Origin of the sequence: Caulobacter sp. BE264 (assembly GCF_031457805.1) — a bacterium.
GTDB lineage: Bacteria > Pseudomonadota > Alphaproteobacteria > Caulobacterales > Caulobacteraceae > Caulobacter.
Genome location: NZ_JAVDXI010000005.1, coordinates 196,213 through 211,767 on the forward strand (window position 1 = coordinate 196,213; position 15,555 = coordinate 211,767).

Below are 15,555 nucleotides of genomic sequence, written 5' to 3' on the forward strand. Positions count from 1 at the left end.
CCCTAGAAAAAGTCCAGCTCGCCGGCCTCGGCTTTCCGCTCGGCCTCCTCCGTCGCACGGAGCCTGACGACAAGATCGGATAGGCCCAGCCCCTCCAACAACGGCTCGATCGACATGCTCCACTCGCCAGACGCATGCTGGCCGATACGCTGAAGCACAGCCGAAAGGCCATGAAGACGCTGGCTCAGCTCGTCGAGCGCCTGGAGTCTGGTGAGGTTTGGCAGGGTCGCGCCGCCGTCCGCCAGATCGCCCACGATATGCTCGCAGTCCTGGCAGATGGCCGCAGCCGAAGCCAATTCCGCCGCCAGGCGTCGCGACAGCTCGCCCACTGGAAGCAGCTCTTCCGGTGTCGTGGTCGCGTTGGCCTGGAGCGGTGAAGCAGCCATTCGCTAGAACAGATCCACGTCGCCGCTCGCCACCGCCGGCATCGGCGGGGGAGTCGGACGCCGGACGTCCTGCGGCGCGTTGTCGACGGCGACCAAGCGCTGCCGAACGCGGCCGGAAGCGGGCCAGAACTCGACGCGGCGGGCCGAAACGCCACCCGTGCTGGACGAGACGATCGGGATGCCTTCATCGCGCAGGAAGCGCTCGGCGAAGGCGGCGTTGCTGGCGCCCACGTCCGAGAGGCCATCGAACAGCTTGGCGCCGCCGAAGATCTTGGCCTCAAGACGCTCGCGCCGCGCGCCGCGCTTCAGGAGGTCGTTGATCAGCACTTCCATCGCATAGGCGCCATAACGGACGGCGTCGCCGTCCCGGCGCCCGTCGCCGGAGTCCGGCAGCAGGAAGTGGTTCATGCCGCCGACACCGTTCTGCGGGTCGCGGATGCACGCGGCGATACAGGAGCCCAGCACCGTGGTCATGACCACGTTGGGATCGGTCGACACATGGCTTTCGCCCTGCGTGACGTGAACCTTGATCGCGCGTTCCGGGTCGTCGTGATGGAATGCCGTCATGTCAGTTGCCCGAACACTTGCTCGATTTTTTCCTTCAGGCCTTGGACCGTGAAGGGTTTCACGCAGTAGTTGTTCACGCCGAACTGCACGGCGCGCTGCACCAGTTCGCGGTCGGCGCGTCCGGTGAGCATGACGAAGGCGGTCTGGCGGATCGGCGGGTGCGAACGCACCGCGCGCAACAGCGCCAGGCCGTCCATCTTCGGCATGTTGAAGTCCGAGATGACGAGGTTCGCCGGCTTGGCCAGGAGGTTCTTGAGAGCCTCCTCGCCATCGGGCGCCTCACGGATGTCCTTGAATCCGATCTGCTGCAGCGCATTCCGGATCAAGGCCCGCATGGTGAGCTGGTCGTCGACCACCAGAACGGAGATGGAGCTTGCTTGGGGCATGGTCTATCGCCTCGCGGAGGCCAAATCGAGGATGGACTGGCCCATGGAGGACAGGCTGACCTGCTTCTCCACGGCGCCGATTTCGAAAGCGGAACGGGGCATGCCGTAGACGACGCAGCTTGCCTCGTCCTGGCCCAGCGTTTTGGCGCCGGCCTTGCGCATAGCCAGAAGGCCTTGGGCGCCGTCGCGGCCCATGCCGGTCAGGATTACGCCCACCGCCTTGTCGCCCACGGCGTTGGCCACCGAGTTGAACAACACGTCCACCGAAGGACGGTGCCCGCTGACAGGGTCGCCAGCGACGAGGCGGCAACGTAGGCCGGCCGAACGGACGACCTCCAGGTGCGTAGCGCCGCCCGGGGCGACATAGACCTTGCCAGGCTCCAGCGGGGCCCCGTCGAAGGCCTCCTGAACCTTGGCGCCGCTCGAACGGTCGAGGCGGGCGGCGAAGCTGGCGGTGAACGTCGCCGGCATGTGCTGAGTGATCACCGTCGGCGGGCAGGTGTCGGGGAAGAGCTGCAGGATCGACAACAGGGCTTCCACCCCACCGGTCGATGAGCCGATCGCCACGATGTCGCCCGAGGGCATGAAGTCCTTGCGGCGCGGGGCCGCCGTAGTGGGCGCAGCGCCCGCGTTGGTGCGAACCGAAGCGCGCGCCGCGATCTTCACCTTGGCGACGATCTCGGCCAGGGCTTCCTGGGTGCCGGTGGCGTCAGCGGGCTTGCCCACGCAGTCCACCGCGCCCAGTTCCAGGGCTCGCAGCGTCATCTCGGCGCCGGCCTGGGTCAGGGTCGAGACCATGACGACCGGCATCGGCCGCAGGCGCATGATCTTCTCGAGGAAGTCGATGCCGTTCATGTTCGGCATTTCGATGTCGAGCGTGACGACGTCGGGGTTCAGGGCCTTGATCATGCCCCGCGCCTCGAACGGGTCGCCGGCGCCGCCGACCACCTCGATATCCGGATCACGATTGAGGGCCGCCGAAATCAGGCTCCGCATCGTGGCGGAGTCATCAACGACAAGAACGCGAATCTTGGCCATTAGCGCCCCACCTTCCGGTAGGCGGTCAGACCGCAGCTCTCGAACGCGGTCACGGATGCGCCGACGCGTTCAGAGTGCCCCACATAGAGCCGGCCACCCGGCGCGACGAGCGGCGCGAACCGGTTCCAGACACGTTCCTGAGTAGGTTCATCAAAATAGATCACGACATTCCGACAGAAAATGGCGTCGAACGGGCCTTTCATTGGCCAGGACGGACCGTTGAGATTTAGTTCGCGGAACGCGACGAGGCTTCGGGCCGCCTCGCAAACACGCCAGTTGCGCCGATCACTCGGATCGCGCTCGAAGTATTGGCTGCGCGCGGCGGCGGGAATGCCTTCCAGCAGGCCCTCGTCGTAGACGGCGGCCCGCCCCGTAGCGAGGACGTTGGTGTCGATGTCCGTGCCCAGGATCCGGATGTCGAGGTCTGCGGCGTTAGGCCACACCGACAGGACCGTGAAAGCCATCGAGTAGGGCTCTTGCCCCGACGAACTGGCGGCGGACCACAAGCGCAGCCGGCCACCGGCGCGGACCTTGTCGGCGACCGGCTCCAGCACATTGGCGCGCAGGTCGTCGAAGTGGTGCGGCTCGCGGAAGAAGCGCGTGACGTTGGTGGTCAGCGCCCGCAGCATCTCCTGGCTCTCGTCATGGCCGTTGTCGCTGGCGACGAAGGCGCAGTACTCGCTGAACGAGCGCAAGCCCAGAGCGCGCAAGCGCTTGGCCAGACGCGAGTAGACCAGAGTCGCCTTGCTGTCCGGCAGGCTGATGCCAGCCAGGTCGTAGAGCAACGCGGCGATACGTTTGAAATCCTGGTTCGTGAACGCGAACTCGCCATCGACGATGGCCTCGCGGCGGTCCGAAGAGGATGTGGCGACAGTAGACATCAGGCGGCCAACGCCTCCCGTTCAGGCAGGATTCGATCCAGAGAAATCTCGCTGATCATGCGTCCCTCGACCGAGATAATCCCGCGGACAAAGCTACGGACGGCGTCACAGGCGACGTCGGGCGTCGGCTGGATCATGTCGTCGTTGATCGACAGGATGTCCGACACCGCGTCGACCAGGAGACCGACGGTGCGATCACCCGCCTTGACGACGATGAACACGCTGCGGACCGTGGGCTCGATCACCGGCATGCCGAGGCGGCAAGCCAGATCCATGATCGGCAGGACCGCGCCGCGCAGGTTGATGACGCCGCGCATGTAGCCGGGGGACTGCGGCAGCGTCGTCGCAGGGCTCCAGCCCCGGATTTCGCGCACAGCCATGATGTCGACGCAGTACTCCTGCTCGCCCACGCGGAAGGAGATCAGCTCGCGCCGATCGGCGCTGGTGGCGGTGGCATGATCCGTCATGACTTACTCCGCGGCGATGAGGCTGGGCTCAGGGGGACGCGGCGCGCCACCCTCGCGACGGCGCAGGTTGATCGTGGCGTCAACATCCAGGATGAGGGCCACGCGGCCATCGCCCAGGATCGTCGCGGCGGCCACGCCCTCGACCTGCTGGTAGTTCTGTTCAAGCGACTTGATGACCACCTGGCGCTGGCCATGGATGGCGTCGGCCACCAGGGCGGCGCGCGAGCCGTCCTCGCCCTCGACCAGCAGCACGACGCCGTCGGTCGGATGCGGGCTTTCCTCGCGATAGCCCAGCGTCAGGCCGACATCGATGAGCGGGACGAAGCTGTCGCGGACGGCCAGCACCGAGCCCACCGGGCCCAACGGACGAACCTCTTCAGGCTTCGGACGCAGGCTCTCGACGATGGCGGCGAGCGGCACGACCAGGGTCTCGCCGGCGACGTCGACCACCATGCCGTCCAGGACGGCCAGGGTCAGCGGCAGGCTGAGCGTGAAGGTCGAGCCTTGGCCCGGGCGCGAGGAGATCGAGATGCGGCCGCCCAAGGCCTGGACCGAGCGCTTGACCACGTCCATGCCGACGCCGCGGCCCGATACGTCCGAGATCTTTTCGGCGGTGGAGAAGCCCGGCAGGAAGATCAGGTTGTCGATCTCCTCGTCGGTCAGCTGCAGGTCAGGCGCGATCAGTCCCTTCTTGACGGCGATGCCGAAGACGCGCTCGCGGTTGATGCCCTTGCCGTCGTCCGAGACCTCGATGACGATCCGGCCGCTGCGGTGCAGGGCCGCAAGGCGCACGACGCCTTCCGGGTTCTTGCCGGCGGCCTTGCGCTCCTCGGGGCTTTCCAGCCCGTGGTCGATGGCGTTGCGCAGCATGTGGGTGATCGGGTCGGACAGGCGCTCGATGACCGTCTTGTCGACCTCGGTGTTTTCGCCGTCCATCACCAGACGGGCCTGCTTGCCCGTCATGTTGGCGACTTCGCGAACCAGACGCGGCATGCGCTGGAACACCGACTTCACCGGCTGGGCGCGGATGGCCATCACGCTGTCCTGGATCTCGCGCGTCAGCTGTTCCAGCTCGTCGAGGCCCATGGCCAGGTTGGAAGACGGGGCGATGCCGTATTCGCCGACGCGTTGCGCCAGCATCGCCTGGTTGATCACAAGCTCGCCGACGAGGTCGATGAGTCGGTCGATGCGTTCGGGATCGACACGAATGACCGATTGACCGGGTCCTGGCACTTCGACGGGCGTAGCCTTCGGCGTCGCTGCCGCAGCCGCAGCGGGCGTGGCGGGCGCAGGCTTGGCGGCCTCGACGACGGGCGGAACGTCCGCGACGGGCGCTGACGCGATGACCGGCGGAGGAGCGACTTCGACAGGCGCGGGCGCGATCGGTTCGACGACGGCCATCGGCTCGGCGGGCGCCGTCAGCACGGCGAGGGTGGCCTCCACCGCGCTTTCGCCGTGGATGATCTCCAGGTCGCAGTCGCCGTCCACGAACTCGAAGACCTCGCGAATGGCGGCCTCGTCCTGATCGGTCTCGAGGCGCACGCTCCACGTCACGAAGGCGGCTTCAGGGTCCAGGTCCTGTAGGGTCGGAAGAGCGCTGTCGTCGAGCGTCGCCTTGATTGGGCCAAGGCGGCTGAGTTCGCGCAGCAGGAGCGCGGTCTCGTTCGCCTTCCGATACAGGTCGGACTTCGGACGGATCGACACCGTCCAGACGTTCGAGGGGACCAGCTCGGCGTCGGCCGCTTGGGCCTCGACGGTGATGGTCTGCGGCACGAAGACGAAACCGAGATCATCTTCGTCCATCGCGTCGTCATCCGCCCCGATGACGATCGGCGCGGCGTCTTCGGAGACAATGGACTCGGCGGCGGGCGCAGGGGCCGCGGGCGCCGCGTTGGGATCCGTCCATTGCTCCAGTTCGGCGGCCATGGCGGCCGAGGCCGCCATGTCGACATCGCCCAGGCCGCGTGCGGCGCTGACGTGGTCGGCCAGGATGTCCGAGGCGCGAAGGAGAACAGCGGCCAGCTCAACCGTGTTCGGCACCGAGCCGGCGCGTACGGCGTCCAGCAGGGTTTCGAAGACGTGGGCGAAGCGCACGAGCGGCTCGAGGCCGAAAGCCCCGGCGCCGCCCTTGATGGAATGGACGGCGCGGAACACGGCGTTGACCGTCTCGAGGTCGCCGGCCCCTTCTTCCATGGCGAGGAGACCGCCTTCGAGGTCGGCGAGCAGTTCCTCGCACTCCTGGAAGAAGGTGACCTTGATGGCCTCTAGCTCGTCCATTCCCGTAAGTCCTAATTCGCGTCTAGCAACGGGTAGTCAAAAGCAGGGTCTTGGATCTGCGTTCTTGATCAGGCGGCCACGCGACGGATCGCGTCGACGAGCTTTTCCGGATTGAACGGCTTGACGATCCAGCCCGTCGCGCCGGCTTCGCGGGCCCGCTGCTTCTTGGCAGGGTCGCTTTCCGTGGTCAGAACCAGGATCGGGATCGCGCGGTAGTCGTCGTCGACGCGCACCGCCTCGATGAAGCCGAAGCCATCCAGCTTGGGCATGTTGATGTCCGTGATGATCACATCAGGGCGATGGGCGGACAGGACTTCGAGACCATGCTCGCCGTCCACCGCCTCGACCACATTGAAGCCGGCGCCGGCGAGAGCCATGCGCAGCATGTCCCGCATCGTCCGGGAATCATCGACCGTGAGAACCGTACGCGTCACGATTCAGCTCCTTGGAATTCCGCCGAAAGGAGCGCCCCTGCGGCGCCAAATAGACGGGTGGTTTCGACGAAGGCCTCTGAGGGCCCCTTGATGGAAAACGGATGGCCGTCCTGGTCCCAAGCCTTGCGGGCGGCCAGCAGCACCTGCAGGCACAACCCGCCGAGGCGGCGAACCTGATCGGCTTCGATGATGATCTCGGCGCCGCGACGCTCGAGGAAGGCGGCCTTCAGAGGCGCTGCGGCCTTGAGATCCAAGTTTTCAGGCAGAGAGATCGCGGCGACCATCAGAATTCCTCCCAACCGTCAGTGACCGGGGCCTGAGCGACCGCCGCCGAACCGCTGCTCCGGCCCGGACGGGCGAAGCTGTTCAGGCGCGCCTGCTGTTCGGCCACCGGATTGCGCGCCGGAGCATGGTGCCCCGCTTCGGCGACCGCCGGACGGGCGTAGGACGATGACCCCGATCCCACCTGGAAGCGGGCCATCAGGCGGACCAGTTCAGCGGTCTCGCCCTTCAGCGAGTGCGTCGCGGCGGTCGATTGCTCGACCATGGCGGCGTTCTGCTGGGTGACCTGGTCCATCTGGTTCACGGCGGTGTTGACCTCATTCAGGCCGGTCGCCTGCTCTGCGGCCGAGGCCGCGATTTCGGTGACCAGCGCATCGATCTCGCCGACCTTGGTGACGATCCGCTGCAGCGCCTCGCCCGTCTGGCCGACCAGGCTGACGCCTTGGCTGACCTGCTGGGTCGAGCTGGAGATCAGCGCCTTGATTTCCTTGGCCGCCTCGGCGGAGCGCTGGGCCAGGGCCCGAACTTCCTGGGCGACCACCGCGAAACCGCGTCCCGCCTCGCCCGCACGGGCGGCCTCGACGCCGGCGTTCAGGGCCAGGAGGTTGGTCTGGAAGGCGATTTCGTCGATGACCCCGATGATCTGGCTGATCTGGCCCGAGCTCTTTTCGATCTCGCCCATAGCCGAGACTGCCTGGTGCACGACCTGACCGCTATGCGTCGCTTCGCCACGGGTCGTTGACACGACGTCGGAGGCTTGGCGAGCGCCCGCGGCGGTGCGGCGCACCGTGGCGGTCAGCTCGTCGAGCGCGGCGGCGGTTTCTTCCAGGCTGGCGGCCTGTTGCTCGGTGCGGCGCGACAGGTCGTCGGACGCGTGAGCGATTTCGTCGGCGCCGGTGCGCAGGCCGTCGGTCGAGGCGGCGATGACCTTCATCGTCTCCTGCAGCGAGCCCATGGCGGCGTTGAAGTCGTCCTTCAGCTTACGGTAGTCGCCGGGGAAATCGGCGGTGACGCGGAACGTCAGGTCGCCCGAAGCCAGCTTCTCCAGGCCCTCGGCCAGGTTCGACACCACCAAGGAGGCCTCCTGGGCGGCGGCGGCGGCGGCGGCTTCCTTGGCGCGGCGTTCGTCAGCCGTAAGGGCGGCGGACTTCTCCTGGTCGGCGCGCAGCTGCTCAAGGTGCAGCTGGTTGTCACGGAAGACCTTCAGGGCGGTCACGATGGCGCCCAGCTCGTCGCCGCGCGTCAGCTTCTCGAGATCGATACTGTTGTCGCCCTTGGACAGCTTGTCGGTCGCGGCCGCGATATCGTTGATCGACTTGCGGGTCGTCATGACCGTCAGGAAGGCCAAGGCGCCGACGGCGGCGAGGGTGAGCAGCGACATGATGATGGTCACGCTCATCGCGGCGGTGGCTTCAGCCTGGCGCTTGGCGGTTTCGCTCTGAACGCGCTTGTTGGCGGCGGCCACGACCTGGTCCAGTTGGCCGGTCATCTTGGCGTATTGTTCTTCGAACGGCGCGATGAAGCCGGCGGCCATGTTGAAGTCGACCCCGATCATCCCGCTGACGGTGTCGATGGCGCTGCGGCACTCTTCGAGCGACTTGATCAGCTCGGCGATCTTCGGCTGCTCGGCCGCCGGCAGCTTGCTCTTCAGCGCCAGCAGATCCTTTTTGACCGCGTCGGTCTCGGCCAGAACGGCGGCCATCCGCGCATCGTTCTTATCAACCTCGATGTTGCCCGCCTTGTGGGTCATCACGACGAACAGTTCGCCGTTGATGTTCGAGATCCGCTTGGAGATCCGTTCGATCTCCAGGTTTTGACGCATGTCGTTTTCAACAACCTGCTTCAGAGCGGCGGACTGGCTCTTCTGCACGACGATGGCGCCGCCGGCCATCACGGCCAGCATCAACAGCGCAAACGCCGGCGCGAAGCCGATTTTGATGATCAATGGTAGATCGACGAGACGGATCCGTTTCATCGCGAGGTCCCCTCCAACCAGCGCCCCGTGCCCACGGATCGCCAACATGAAGGGGGATAATCCCGACAGATTACTAACAGACTCTGACTTGGTTAAAGGAACCGGCCGATTTTCGTCCCATTTTGGATCAGGTGGTCGTTTGGTCGCAGCTGCCCGCTTACGGATTCTATAGGCAGCTCCTGACGTAACAAGAGTCTCAGAAGCATCGAGACATGGTTACCTGAAAGTAAATCGCGAATATTATTCAGCGACTCAGACTATTTTAACGCGAGCCTGCCAATTTGCTGCTGCGTCCGGTTGGCGCGTCGTCCACAGGACGTGAATTCATTACTAGGAGCAGCGGGATGAAATATCCGATCGCTATTGCCGCGGGAATCGCTGGCAGCTTGTTTGTCGCTCAGGTCGCCTCGGCCGCGGGCGGTTTCGAAGACCAAATGGCTCGTTGCCTGCAGCAGCACGCCAACACGCGCGACGCCGCACAAGTCATGCTTGAGTGCAATGCTGACGGCGGCAAGCTGTCGGACTGCAAGGTCGTCGACAACAGCGCCGCCGGTAAGGGCTTCGACAAGGCCGCGATGTGCATCGCCGAAAAGCTCCCGATGGGCGCCAAGACCGGCTCCGTGAAGGTTCCGTTCCGCTTCCCGGGCGGCGCGTAAGCGTCTTTCCGGTCGGAACAAAGACGCCTCCGTCGACTTGGTCGACGGGGGCGTTTTGCTTTGTGGAGTTCGGCCAGGGCCCTTGGGCGGCGAGACCCCAGAAAGAAAGGCCGCGTCAATACGACGCGGCCTTTCTTCGTTTGAGCGAGGTCCAGAGCATGACGCCGAAAGTGGGAACCGGTTTCGGTGACAGTCACGCTCTAGGTGTTTGATCTAGAGCCTCGTTATCGCGTCAAAACGATTCCGTTTTGACGCGCGAGGCTCTTCGGGACGCGGCCTAGAACTCTTCCCACTCTTCCTTGAGAGCGACAGCAGCGCCGCCGCGCGACACCGGCGCGCCGCCCGGTCGGCTCGCTGAGGGGCGAGGCGGAGTCGTCACCGGTGCGGGCGACCTCGCCGGCTGCGATGAAGCGCGACGCCCTCCCGACGTCCGGAAGGTCTCCACCTGCCTCACGAGCTCACCGGTCTGGCTCTTGAGAGAATGGGTCGCCGCCGTTGTCTGCTCGACCATGGCGGCGTTCTGTTGGGTGACCTGGTCCATCTGGTTCACGGCGGTGTTCACCTCGTGCAGGCCGCTCGATTGCTCCTGAGCGGAGACCGAGATCTGGGCGATTAGTTCATCGATCTCAGCGACCTTCGTCACGATCCCCCGCAGCGCATCGCCGGTCTGCCCCACCAGCGCCACCCCCGTCTCAACCTGCCGGGTCGAGGTCGAGATCAAGGTCTTGATCTCCTTCGCCGCGTCGGCCGAACGTTGCGCCAGAGCCCGGACCTCTTGGGCGACGACGGCGAAGCCGCGACCAGCTTCACCGGCGCGCGCCGCCTCGACACCGGCGTTCAACGCCAGAAGGTTGGTCTGGAAGGCGATCTCGTCGATCACGCCGATGATATTGCCGATCTCGCGGGAGCTGGTTTCGATCTCACCCATGGCGGCGACCGCTTGACTGACGACCGCGCCGGACCGCTCGGCGTCGGTCTTGGCGCCCGCGACTACCTCCTGAGCCTGCTTGGCGCCAGCGGCCGAGCGCCGAACAGTGGCGGTGATCTGGTCCAAGGCGGCTGCCGTCTCTTCCAGGCTGGCGGCTTGTTGTTCGGTGCGACGCGCAAGGTCGTCGGCGGCGACGCTGATTTCCTCGGTGCTGGAGCGGATTCCCTCGGTCGCGCCGCCAACGCCGCACATGGCCTGATCGAGCAGGCTGACAGCATGGTTGAAGTCGCCCTTGAGCTTCTGGAACTCGGTGCAGACCTCGCCGTCGAGACGCGCCAGAAGATCGCCGGCCGCGAGACGATCCAACGCCTCGGCCAGGAGCGTGACGACATGCTCCTGCCGCGCCTGCGCCTTCTTCTGCTCAGCCTCCAGGCGGAGCCGTTCGTTGTCCAGGGTTTCCAGATAGATCGAGATGGCGAAGTCCATATCCAGGAAGATCGCCTTCATTAGCGCGGCGACCGCCTCGCCAGCGCGATCGGAGCCGCCCTTCGACATCAGCCCCTTGGGCCACATCGAGTCGATCACGGCCCGAACCAGATGGTCGCCGACGACCGCGTAGCCACCGATGTACCAGCGGGGCTCCAGCCCAATGCGCGCATGGGTCTGACCGATGGCCCGCACCGCCCGAACGTAGTCGTCGCTGAACTGGCCCTCGGCGATCAAGGCCCAGTGGGTCTGCTGCCGCGAGCTCGCCGCGTCCATGTGCCGGTCGTCGCTGAAGAACTTGCGCGTCTCGGGGGTCGACCGGACCTTGCCGTAGAAGCTGTCTAGCGCCTTGCCGATCTCGGCCCGGATCACCGGGCGCAGGTCGCGCAGCGCCGATCGCGCCTTGTCATCGATCCCCATAAACGCTGTGCGTTCGCCGATCGCGTAGTCCTGGCTCATAGCCGTCCCCATCATTTCGTGAGGAAAGCCTGGGCTCTGATCCTTAACCGGCGCTTAAATATACTCGCATCAGGTGCGACGCCTTGCCGCACACCCCGCGTAGGTTGCAAGCGATTGCACACTTCTAGCTTCTTGCGCCGCGCCAACGGAAGCACGGCTTGCGGGCTAAGTACGCCCCAACGGCGGCTGGTGCGACCGGTCGCCGCAGTCACCCCCCGCGCTTCAAAGTCTCCCGCGCGATGATCAGTTGCTGGACCTGGCTGGTGCCCTCGTAGATTCGGAAAATCCGCACGTCGCGATAGAGCCGCTCGATCCCGTAGTCGGCGACATAGCCGGCGCCGCCGAACACCTGCACGGCCCGATCCGCCACGCGGCCGACCATTTCAGAAGCAAAGAGCTTGGACGACGCCGCCTCGAGCGTGACATTGACCCCGGCGTCGCGTTTGCGGGCGGTCTCCAGCACCAGCGCCTTGGCGGCCAGGGCCTCGGTCTTGCTGTCGGCGATCATCGCCTGGATCAGCTGGAAGCTGGCGATCGGCTGGCCGAACTGCTTGCGTTCCGAAGCATAGGCCACGCAGTCGGCGATCAGTCGCTCAGCCACGCCCACGCAGACGGCGGCGATGTGCAACCGACCGCGATCCAGCACCTGCATGGCCACCTTGAAGCCCTCGCCTTCCGCGCCAAGGCGGTTCCACGCCGGCACGCGGACATTGTCGAAGGTCACGTCGTGGATGTGGGCGCCCTGCTGGCCCATCTTCTTCTCGGGCTTGCCGACGGTCAGCCCCGGCAGGTCGCGCGGCACCAGGAAGGCAGAGACCCCCGCCCCGCCCTTGGCGTCGGGGTTCGTCCGCGCCATCACCGTGAAGAGCGACGCCTTGCCAGCGTTGGTGATGTAACGCTTGGAGCCGTTCAGGACGTAGTGGTCGCCGTCCAGCGTGGCGCGGGTCTGGACCGCAGCGCTGTCGGAGCCGGCTTCCGGTTCGGTCAGGGCGAACGAGGTGATCACCTCGCCCGACGCGATTCCCGGCAGCCACTTGGCCTTCTGCTCGGGGTTGCCGAACATCACGAGACCCTGGCTGCCGATGCCGACATTGGTGCCGAACACCGAGCGGAAGGCCGGCGAGGCGCGGCCCAGCTCGATGGCCACCAGCGCCTCTTCCTCCATGTTGAGGCCAAGGCCGCCGAATTCCTCGGGGATCGTCAGGCCAAAGAGCCCGAGCCCCTTCATCTCCTCGATCACGTCGGCGGGGACGGCGTCGTTCTCGGCCACCTGCGCCTCGATGGGCCGCAGACGTTCGGCCACGAAGCGGGCGACCGTGTCGATCAGCTGCTCACGCGTTTCCAGATCGAGGGCCATTCGCTTCGTCTCCCAGTTTCCCAGCCCCTCACGGAAACCGCGAGGGTGGCGTCAAACGCTTGTTTTGCCGGGAACTGTAGCGATGGCCCTCGAGAATGGAAGCCTTCCCTTACGCCCGCTCCTGCTGGGCCAGCACGCTCTTGCGCATGCCATAGGCCAGATAGACCACCGCCCCGATCAGGTGGGCGTAGAGGAAGTAGAGCTGGGTCTTCCCGGGCAGGCTGACGAACAGGTAGAGGCAGCCCAGGATGCCGGCGGGCGCCACGATGGGCCATAGCGGGGTGGAGAACACCCGCGGACGGTTCGGCTCGCGCAGACGCAGCAGGATCACCGAGGCGCCGACCGCGATAAAGGCCCACAGCGTGCCGGCGTTGGCCAGCTCGGCGATGTCCTTCAGCGACAGGAGACCCGAGATCACCGCCGACAGCACGCCGGTCAGCAGGGTCATCATCACGGGCGTGCCGGTCTTGGCGTTCACCTTCGACAGGGCGCGGGGCAGGAGGCCGTCGCGGGCCATGACGAAGAAGATCCGGCTCTGGCCGTACATGAAGGCCAGAATCACGGTCGGTAGGGCGACGACGGCGGCCAGGGCGACCAGCTGGGCGATCTTGCCATGGTTCAGGCTCTCAAGAATGAAAACCAGCGGGGCCTCGCTCTTGGAGAACACCTCGGTGCGCGAGGCGCCGATCGAGACGGCGGCGACGATCATGTAGATCGCCGTGCAGACGGCCATCGAGCCGACGATGCCGATGGTCAGGTCGCGCTTGGGATTCTTGGTCTCTTCAGCGGCGGTCGACACCGCGTCGAAGCCGTAGAAGGCGAAGAAGATCAGGCTGGCCGCGGCCATCACCCCGATCTTGGCGGCGTCGGCGGCCGCGCCTTCCGGCACATGGGCCTGGAAGCCATTGGGCATGAAGGGCGTGAAGTGGGCGATGTTGAACGCCGGCAGACACAGCGCAACGAAGACCGCCAGGGCGATGATCTTCACGAAGACCAGCACCATGTTGACCGTGGCGCTCTCGCGGGTGCCAAGGGCCAGTAGACCCGCCACTGCCATCGAGATGAACACGGCCGGCACGTTGATCAGCCCGCCCTGGTGGGGTCCGGCCAGCAGGGCGTCGGGGAAGCCGATCATCTTGAACAAGCCATGGGCGTGGGCCGACCAGCCTACGGCCACCGCCGCGCAGACCAGGGTGTATTCGAGGATCAGGCTCCAGCCGACGAACCAGGCGACCGGCTCGCCCATCGCCGCATAGCTGTAGGTGTAGGCGCTGCCCGAGGCCGGGATCATCGTCGACAGCTCGGCGTAGCAAAGCGCGGCGCAGGCGCAGACCGCGCCGGCGATCAGGAACGAGAGAATGACGCCCGGCCCGGCCAGGCCCGCCCCGACGCCGGTCAGGGTGTAGATGCCGGTCCCGACAATGGCCCCGACACCCAGGGCCACCAGGTGCGGCCAGCTCAGGGTCTTCTTCAGTTGATGGCTGTCCGCATGACCGGCGGTGATGGTGTCGATGGCCTTGCGGCGCGTCCAGAAGCTCACTTTGGGGGTCCCTCCGACCAGAGCATGGCAGCCGAAAGCGTCAGCGGTTTCGGCGTCCGCCATGCTCTGCAAATAGTCGCGAGCCTGTTTAGCCGCTTCGGATCGAGATCCGAAGCGGACAGGCTCTCGATGCGGACCATGGAGCGGGTTTCGTTCCCAGCCAAGCCTCGAAGTTAGAAGAAAATCCTCGTCAGGGCGTAGGCGAGGATCGCCACGGCCACCGTGAGCGTCACCAGCAGGATCGCCAGGCGCGGCTTGACCTCCAGCAGGGCCTTTGGGCCGAGCTTGGCCGAAATGGCGCCGACGCCCGCCAGCAACAGGAAGCTCGAGCACGCCCCGAGCATCGCCACCAGCGCCGGCGGGATCAGGTTGAGGCCCCGGGCGGCGGCCAGGGCCGCGAAGCCCCAGACGAAGATCGGCGGGGCCTGCAGGCCCGACACCCGGCCGCCCTGGGCGGTGCGGGTCAGCATCAGGCCGATCAACACCACGGCCGGGCCCAGCCACAGGATCCGCGACAGCTTGGCCAGAGCCGCCGTGCCGGCGACCTCCGGCGACACAGAGGCCCCGGCCCCGGCCACTTGCGCGACGTCGTGGATCGACAGGCCAAAAAAGACGCCGGCCTGGTGGGCGGTCAGGCCCAGCGCGTTGGCGACCGGCGGATAGGCCAGCATGGCTACGGTCGAGAGCAGGTTGACCCCGACGATGACCAGCGCCGTCGTGCGCTGGTTCTCCGGACTGGAGGGCGCGGCCTGCGAGGCGGCCAGGGCCGCCGAGGCGCCGCAGATCGAGCAGGCGGCTGCGGCGATCAGGGCCTCGGCGAGCGGCAGACCCAAGGCCGCGCCGGCCAGGGCCCCGATCCCGAGCCCCCCCAGCACCACCGCGCCGCTGGCCAGAACGGCCGGACCGCCCAGAGCGGCGAATTCGCTCCAGCTGATCTGCGCGCCCATCATGGCCACGCCCAGCCGCAGGCCGGGCTTGGCGAAGATGTCGAGACCCGCGCCCAGCTGCCCCTGCAGGCCCAGCGCGCCCAGCATCATGCCCAGCACCACCGCGATCAGCGGCGCCGGGGCGTGCAGGCTCTGGGACAGGAGCTTGGCCAGCACCGCCATCAAGAGGCCGGCCAGAAGGCCCGGCCCCATGCGGACGGCGTTCAGGCGCAGGGCCGCGGCGGTCATCCGCGGACGGTTTCGCCGTTCATCGAGGCGGCGGCGGCGAAGTGGGCGTCGGCCTTGGCGCAGCGGTTCGAGAGGCGCTCGTGAAGCCGGCGCACGGTCTGGCTGCCGGTGCGCTCGAACGCGAAGGGCAGGACGCCATGGATGATGCAGGCCAGGCCCGCGCCCAGCAGGGTGAAGCCAAAGCTCCAGGCCACGCCCATGTGCTGACCGTAGCTTTCGCCGACCGACTTGGGATGACGCGTGAACGACAGGTCCATGAAA

The 15,555-nt window shown here is 66.5% G+C and carries 16 protein-coding genes; 1 reads left to right on the forward strand and 15 read right to left on the reverse strand.

All coding sequences use genetic code 11. The annotated features are described in order from the left end of the window. Positions 1–2: 2 nt before the first annotated feature. The 10 genes from J2X45_RS13735 to J2X45_RS13780 all read right to left on the reverse strand — a co-directional run bounded on the left by J2X45_RS13735 (position 3) and on the right by J2X45_RS13780 (position 8,741). On the reverse strand, positions 3–386 hold the full coding sequence (locus tag J2X45_RS13735) for a chemotaxis protein CheU (protein WP_310215632.1): 384 nt from the start codon (positions 384–386) through the stop codon (positions 3–5). A 3-nt stretch (positions 387–389) separates the two neighbouring features. After that, a complete protein-coding gene (locus tag J2X45_RS13740) occupies positions 390–953 on the reverse strand; it encodes a chemotaxis protein CheD (protein ID WP_310215633.1) in 564 nt (187 codons plus the stop codon). Further along, complete coding sequence (locus J2X45_RS13745) at positions 950–1,339, reverse strand: response regulator (RefSeq protein WP_019847929.1); 390 nt, start codon at positions 1,337–1,339, stop codon at positions 950–952. The genes J2X45_RS13740 and J2X45_RS13745 overlap by 4 nt, the downstream gene beginning before the upstream one ends. Before the next feature lie 3 nt (positions 1,340–1,342). Beyond that, positions 1,343–2,377, reverse strand: coding sequence for a chemotaxis response regulator protein-glutamate methylesterase (locus J2X45_RS13750; protein ID WP_310215634.1), 1,035 nt, complete (start codon positions 2,375–2,377; stop codon positions 1,343–1,345). Next, positions 2,377–3,258 (reverse strand): protein-glutamate O-methyltransferase CheR, encoded by an 882-nt coding sequence (locus tag J2X45_RS13755; RefSeq protein ID WP_310215635.1) that lies wholly within the window; start codon positions 3,256–3,258, stop codon positions 2,377–2,379. The genes J2X45_RS13750 and J2X45_RS13755 overlap by 1 nt, the downstream gene beginning before the upstream one ends. After that, positions 3,258–3,725 carry a chemotaxis protein CheW gene (locus J2X45_RS13760; protein WP_310215636.1) on the reverse strand — a complete coding sequence of 156 codons (468 nt, stop codon included), beginning with the start codon at positions 3,723–3,725 and terminating at the stop codon, positions 3,258–3,260. Before J2X45_RS13760 ends, J2X45_RS13755 begins: the two co-directional genes overlap by 1 nt. A 3-nt stretch (positions 3,726–3,728) precedes the next feature. After that, positions 3,729–6,002 carry a chemotaxis protein CheA gene (locus J2X45_RS13765; protein ID WP_310215637.1) on the reverse strand — a complete coding sequence of 758 codons (2,274 nt, stop codon included), beginning with the start codon at positions 6,000–6,002 and terminating at the stop codon, positions 3,729–3,731. 68 nt (positions 6,003–6,070) lie between these two features. Continuing rightward, positions 6,071–6,436, reverse strand: coding sequence for a response regulator (locus J2X45_RS13770; RefSeq protein ID WP_010918320.1), 366 nt, complete (start codon positions 6,434–6,436; stop codon positions 6,071–6,073). Further along, positions 6,433–6,720 carry an STAS domain-containing protein gene (locus J2X45_RS13775; RefSeq protein ID WP_096053365.1) on the reverse strand — a complete coding sequence of 96 codons (288 nt, stop codon included), beginning with the start codon at positions 6,718–6,720 and terminating at the stop codon, positions 6,433–6,435. Before J2X45_RS13775 ends, J2X45_RS13770 begins: the two co-directional genes overlap by 4 nt. Further along, complete coding sequence (locus J2X45_RS13780; protein ID WP_310215641.1) at positions 6,720–8,741, reverse strand: methyl-accepting chemotaxis protein; 2,022 nt, start codon at positions 8,739–8,741, stop codon at positions 6,720–6,722. Before J2X45_RS13780 ends, J2X45_RS13775 begins: the two co-directional genes overlap by 1 nt. Positions 8,742–9,037: 296 nt before the next feature. On the opposite strand from J2X45_RS13780, the gene J2X45_RS13785 reads away from it, so the two are divergent. After that, positions 9,038–9,349: a hypothetical protein gene (locus J2X45_RS13785; protein WP_310215643.1), complete on the forward strand. Its 312-nt coding sequence runs from the start codon at positions 9,038–9,040 to the stop codon at positions 9,347–9,349. A 277-nt stretch (positions 9,350–9,626) separates the two neighbouring features. Here J2X45_RS13785 and J2X45_RS13790 read toward each other — a convergent pair whose 3' ends face one another. The 5 genes from J2X45_RS13790 to J2X45_RS13810 form a co-directional block, all read right to left on the reverse strand. After that, positions 9,627–11,234 carry a globin-coupled sensor protein gene (locus J2X45_RS13790; RefSeq protein ID WP_310216055.1) on the reverse strand — a complete coding sequence of 536 codons (1,608 nt, stop codon included), beginning with the start codon at positions 11,232–11,234 and terminating at the stop codon, positions 9,627–9,629. Between the two features lie 196 nt (positions 11,235–11,430). Continuing rightward, complete coding sequence (locus J2X45_RS13795) at positions 11,431–12,579, reverse strand: acyl-CoA dehydrogenase family protein (protein ID WP_310215644.1); 1,149 nt, start codon at positions 12,577–12,579, stop codon at positions 11,431–11,433. 109 nt (positions 12,580–12,688) lie between these two features. Continuing rightward, the gene (locus J2X45_RS13800) at positions 12,689–14,140 is read right to left on the reverse strand and encodes an amino acid permease (RefSeq protein WP_310216058.1); all 1,452 of its coding nucleotides are present in this window, start codon (positions 14,138–14,140) and stop codon (positions 12,689–12,691) included. Positions 14,141–14,292: 152 nt separating this feature from the next. Beyond that, positions 14,293–15,294, reverse strand: a complete 1,002-nt coding sequence (locus J2X45_RS13805; protein WP_310215646.1) for a putative sulfate exporter family transporter — start codon at positions 15,292–15,294, stop codon at positions 14,293–14,295. Further along, the gene (locus J2X45_RS13810) at positions 15,291–15,551 is read right to left on the reverse strand and encodes a DUF6356 family protein (protein ID WP_310215648.1); all 261 of its coding nucleotides are present in this window, start codon (positions 15,549–15,551) and stop codon (positions 15,291–15,293) included. Before J2X45_RS13810 ends, J2X45_RS13805 begins: the two co-directional genes overlap by 4 nt. Positions 15,552–15,555: the final 4 nt, after the last annotated feature.

Bases quoted from the DNA above. Each gene is read 5' to 3' on its own strand.
- J2X45_RS13790 (WP_310216055.1), bottom strand. From the start codon at position 11,234: ATGGGGACGGCTATGAGCCAGGACTACGCGATCGGCGAACGCACAGCG.
- J2X45_RS13735 (WP_310215632.1), bottom strand. From the start codon at position 386: ATGGCTGCTTCACCGCTCCAGGCCAACGCGACCACGACACCGGAAGAG.
- J2X45_RS13765 (WP_310215637.1), bottom strand. From the start codon at position 6,002: ATGGACGAGCTAGAGGCCATCAAGGTCACCTTCTTCCAGGAGTGCGAG.
- J2X45_RS13755 (WP_310215635.1), bottom strand. From the start codon at position 3,258: ATGTCTACTGTCGCCACATCCTCTTCGGACCGCCGCGAGGCCATCGTC.
- J2X45_RS13785 (WP_310215643.1), top strand. From the start codon at position 9,038: ATGAAATATCCGATCGCTATTGCCGCGGGAATCGCTGGCAGCTTGTTT.
- J2X45_RS13780 (WP_310215641.1), bottom strand. From the start codon at position 8,741: ATGTTGGCGATCCGTGGGCACGGGGCGCTGGTTGGAGGGGACCTCGCG.
- J2X45_RS13810 (WP_310215648.1), bottom strand. From the start codon at position 15,551: ATGGACCTGTCGTTCACGCGTCATCCCAAGTCGGTCGGCGAAAGCTAC.
- J2X45_RS13760 (WP_310215636.1), bottom strand. From the start codon at position 3,725: ATGACGGATCATGCCACCGCCACCAGCGCCGATCGGCGCGAGCTGATC.
- J2X45_RS13795 (WP_310215644.1), bottom strand. From the start codon at position 12,579: ATGGCCCTCGATCTGGAAACGCGTGAGCAGCTGATCGACACGGTCGCC.
- J2X45_RS13775 (WP_096053365.1), bottom strand. From the start codon at position 6,720: ATGGTCGCCGCGATCTCTCTGCCTGAAAACTTGGATCTCAAGGCCGCA.
- J2X45_RS13740 (WP_310215633.1), bottom strand. From the start codon at position 953: ATGACGGCATTCCATCACGACGACCCGGAACGCGCGATCAAGGTTCAC.
- J2X45_RS13750 (WP_310215634.1), bottom strand. From the start codon at position 2,377: ATGGCCAAGATTCGCGTTCTTGTCGTTGATGACTCCGCCACGATGCGG.
- J2X45_RS13805 (WP_310215646.1), bottom strand. From the start codon at position 15,294: ATGACCGCCGCGGCCCTGCGCCTGAACGCCGTCCGCATGGGGCCGGGC.
- J2X45_RS13745 (WP_019847929.1), bottom strand. From the start codon at position 1,339: ATGCCCCAAGCAAGCTCCATCTCCGTTCTGGTGGTCGACGACCAGCTC.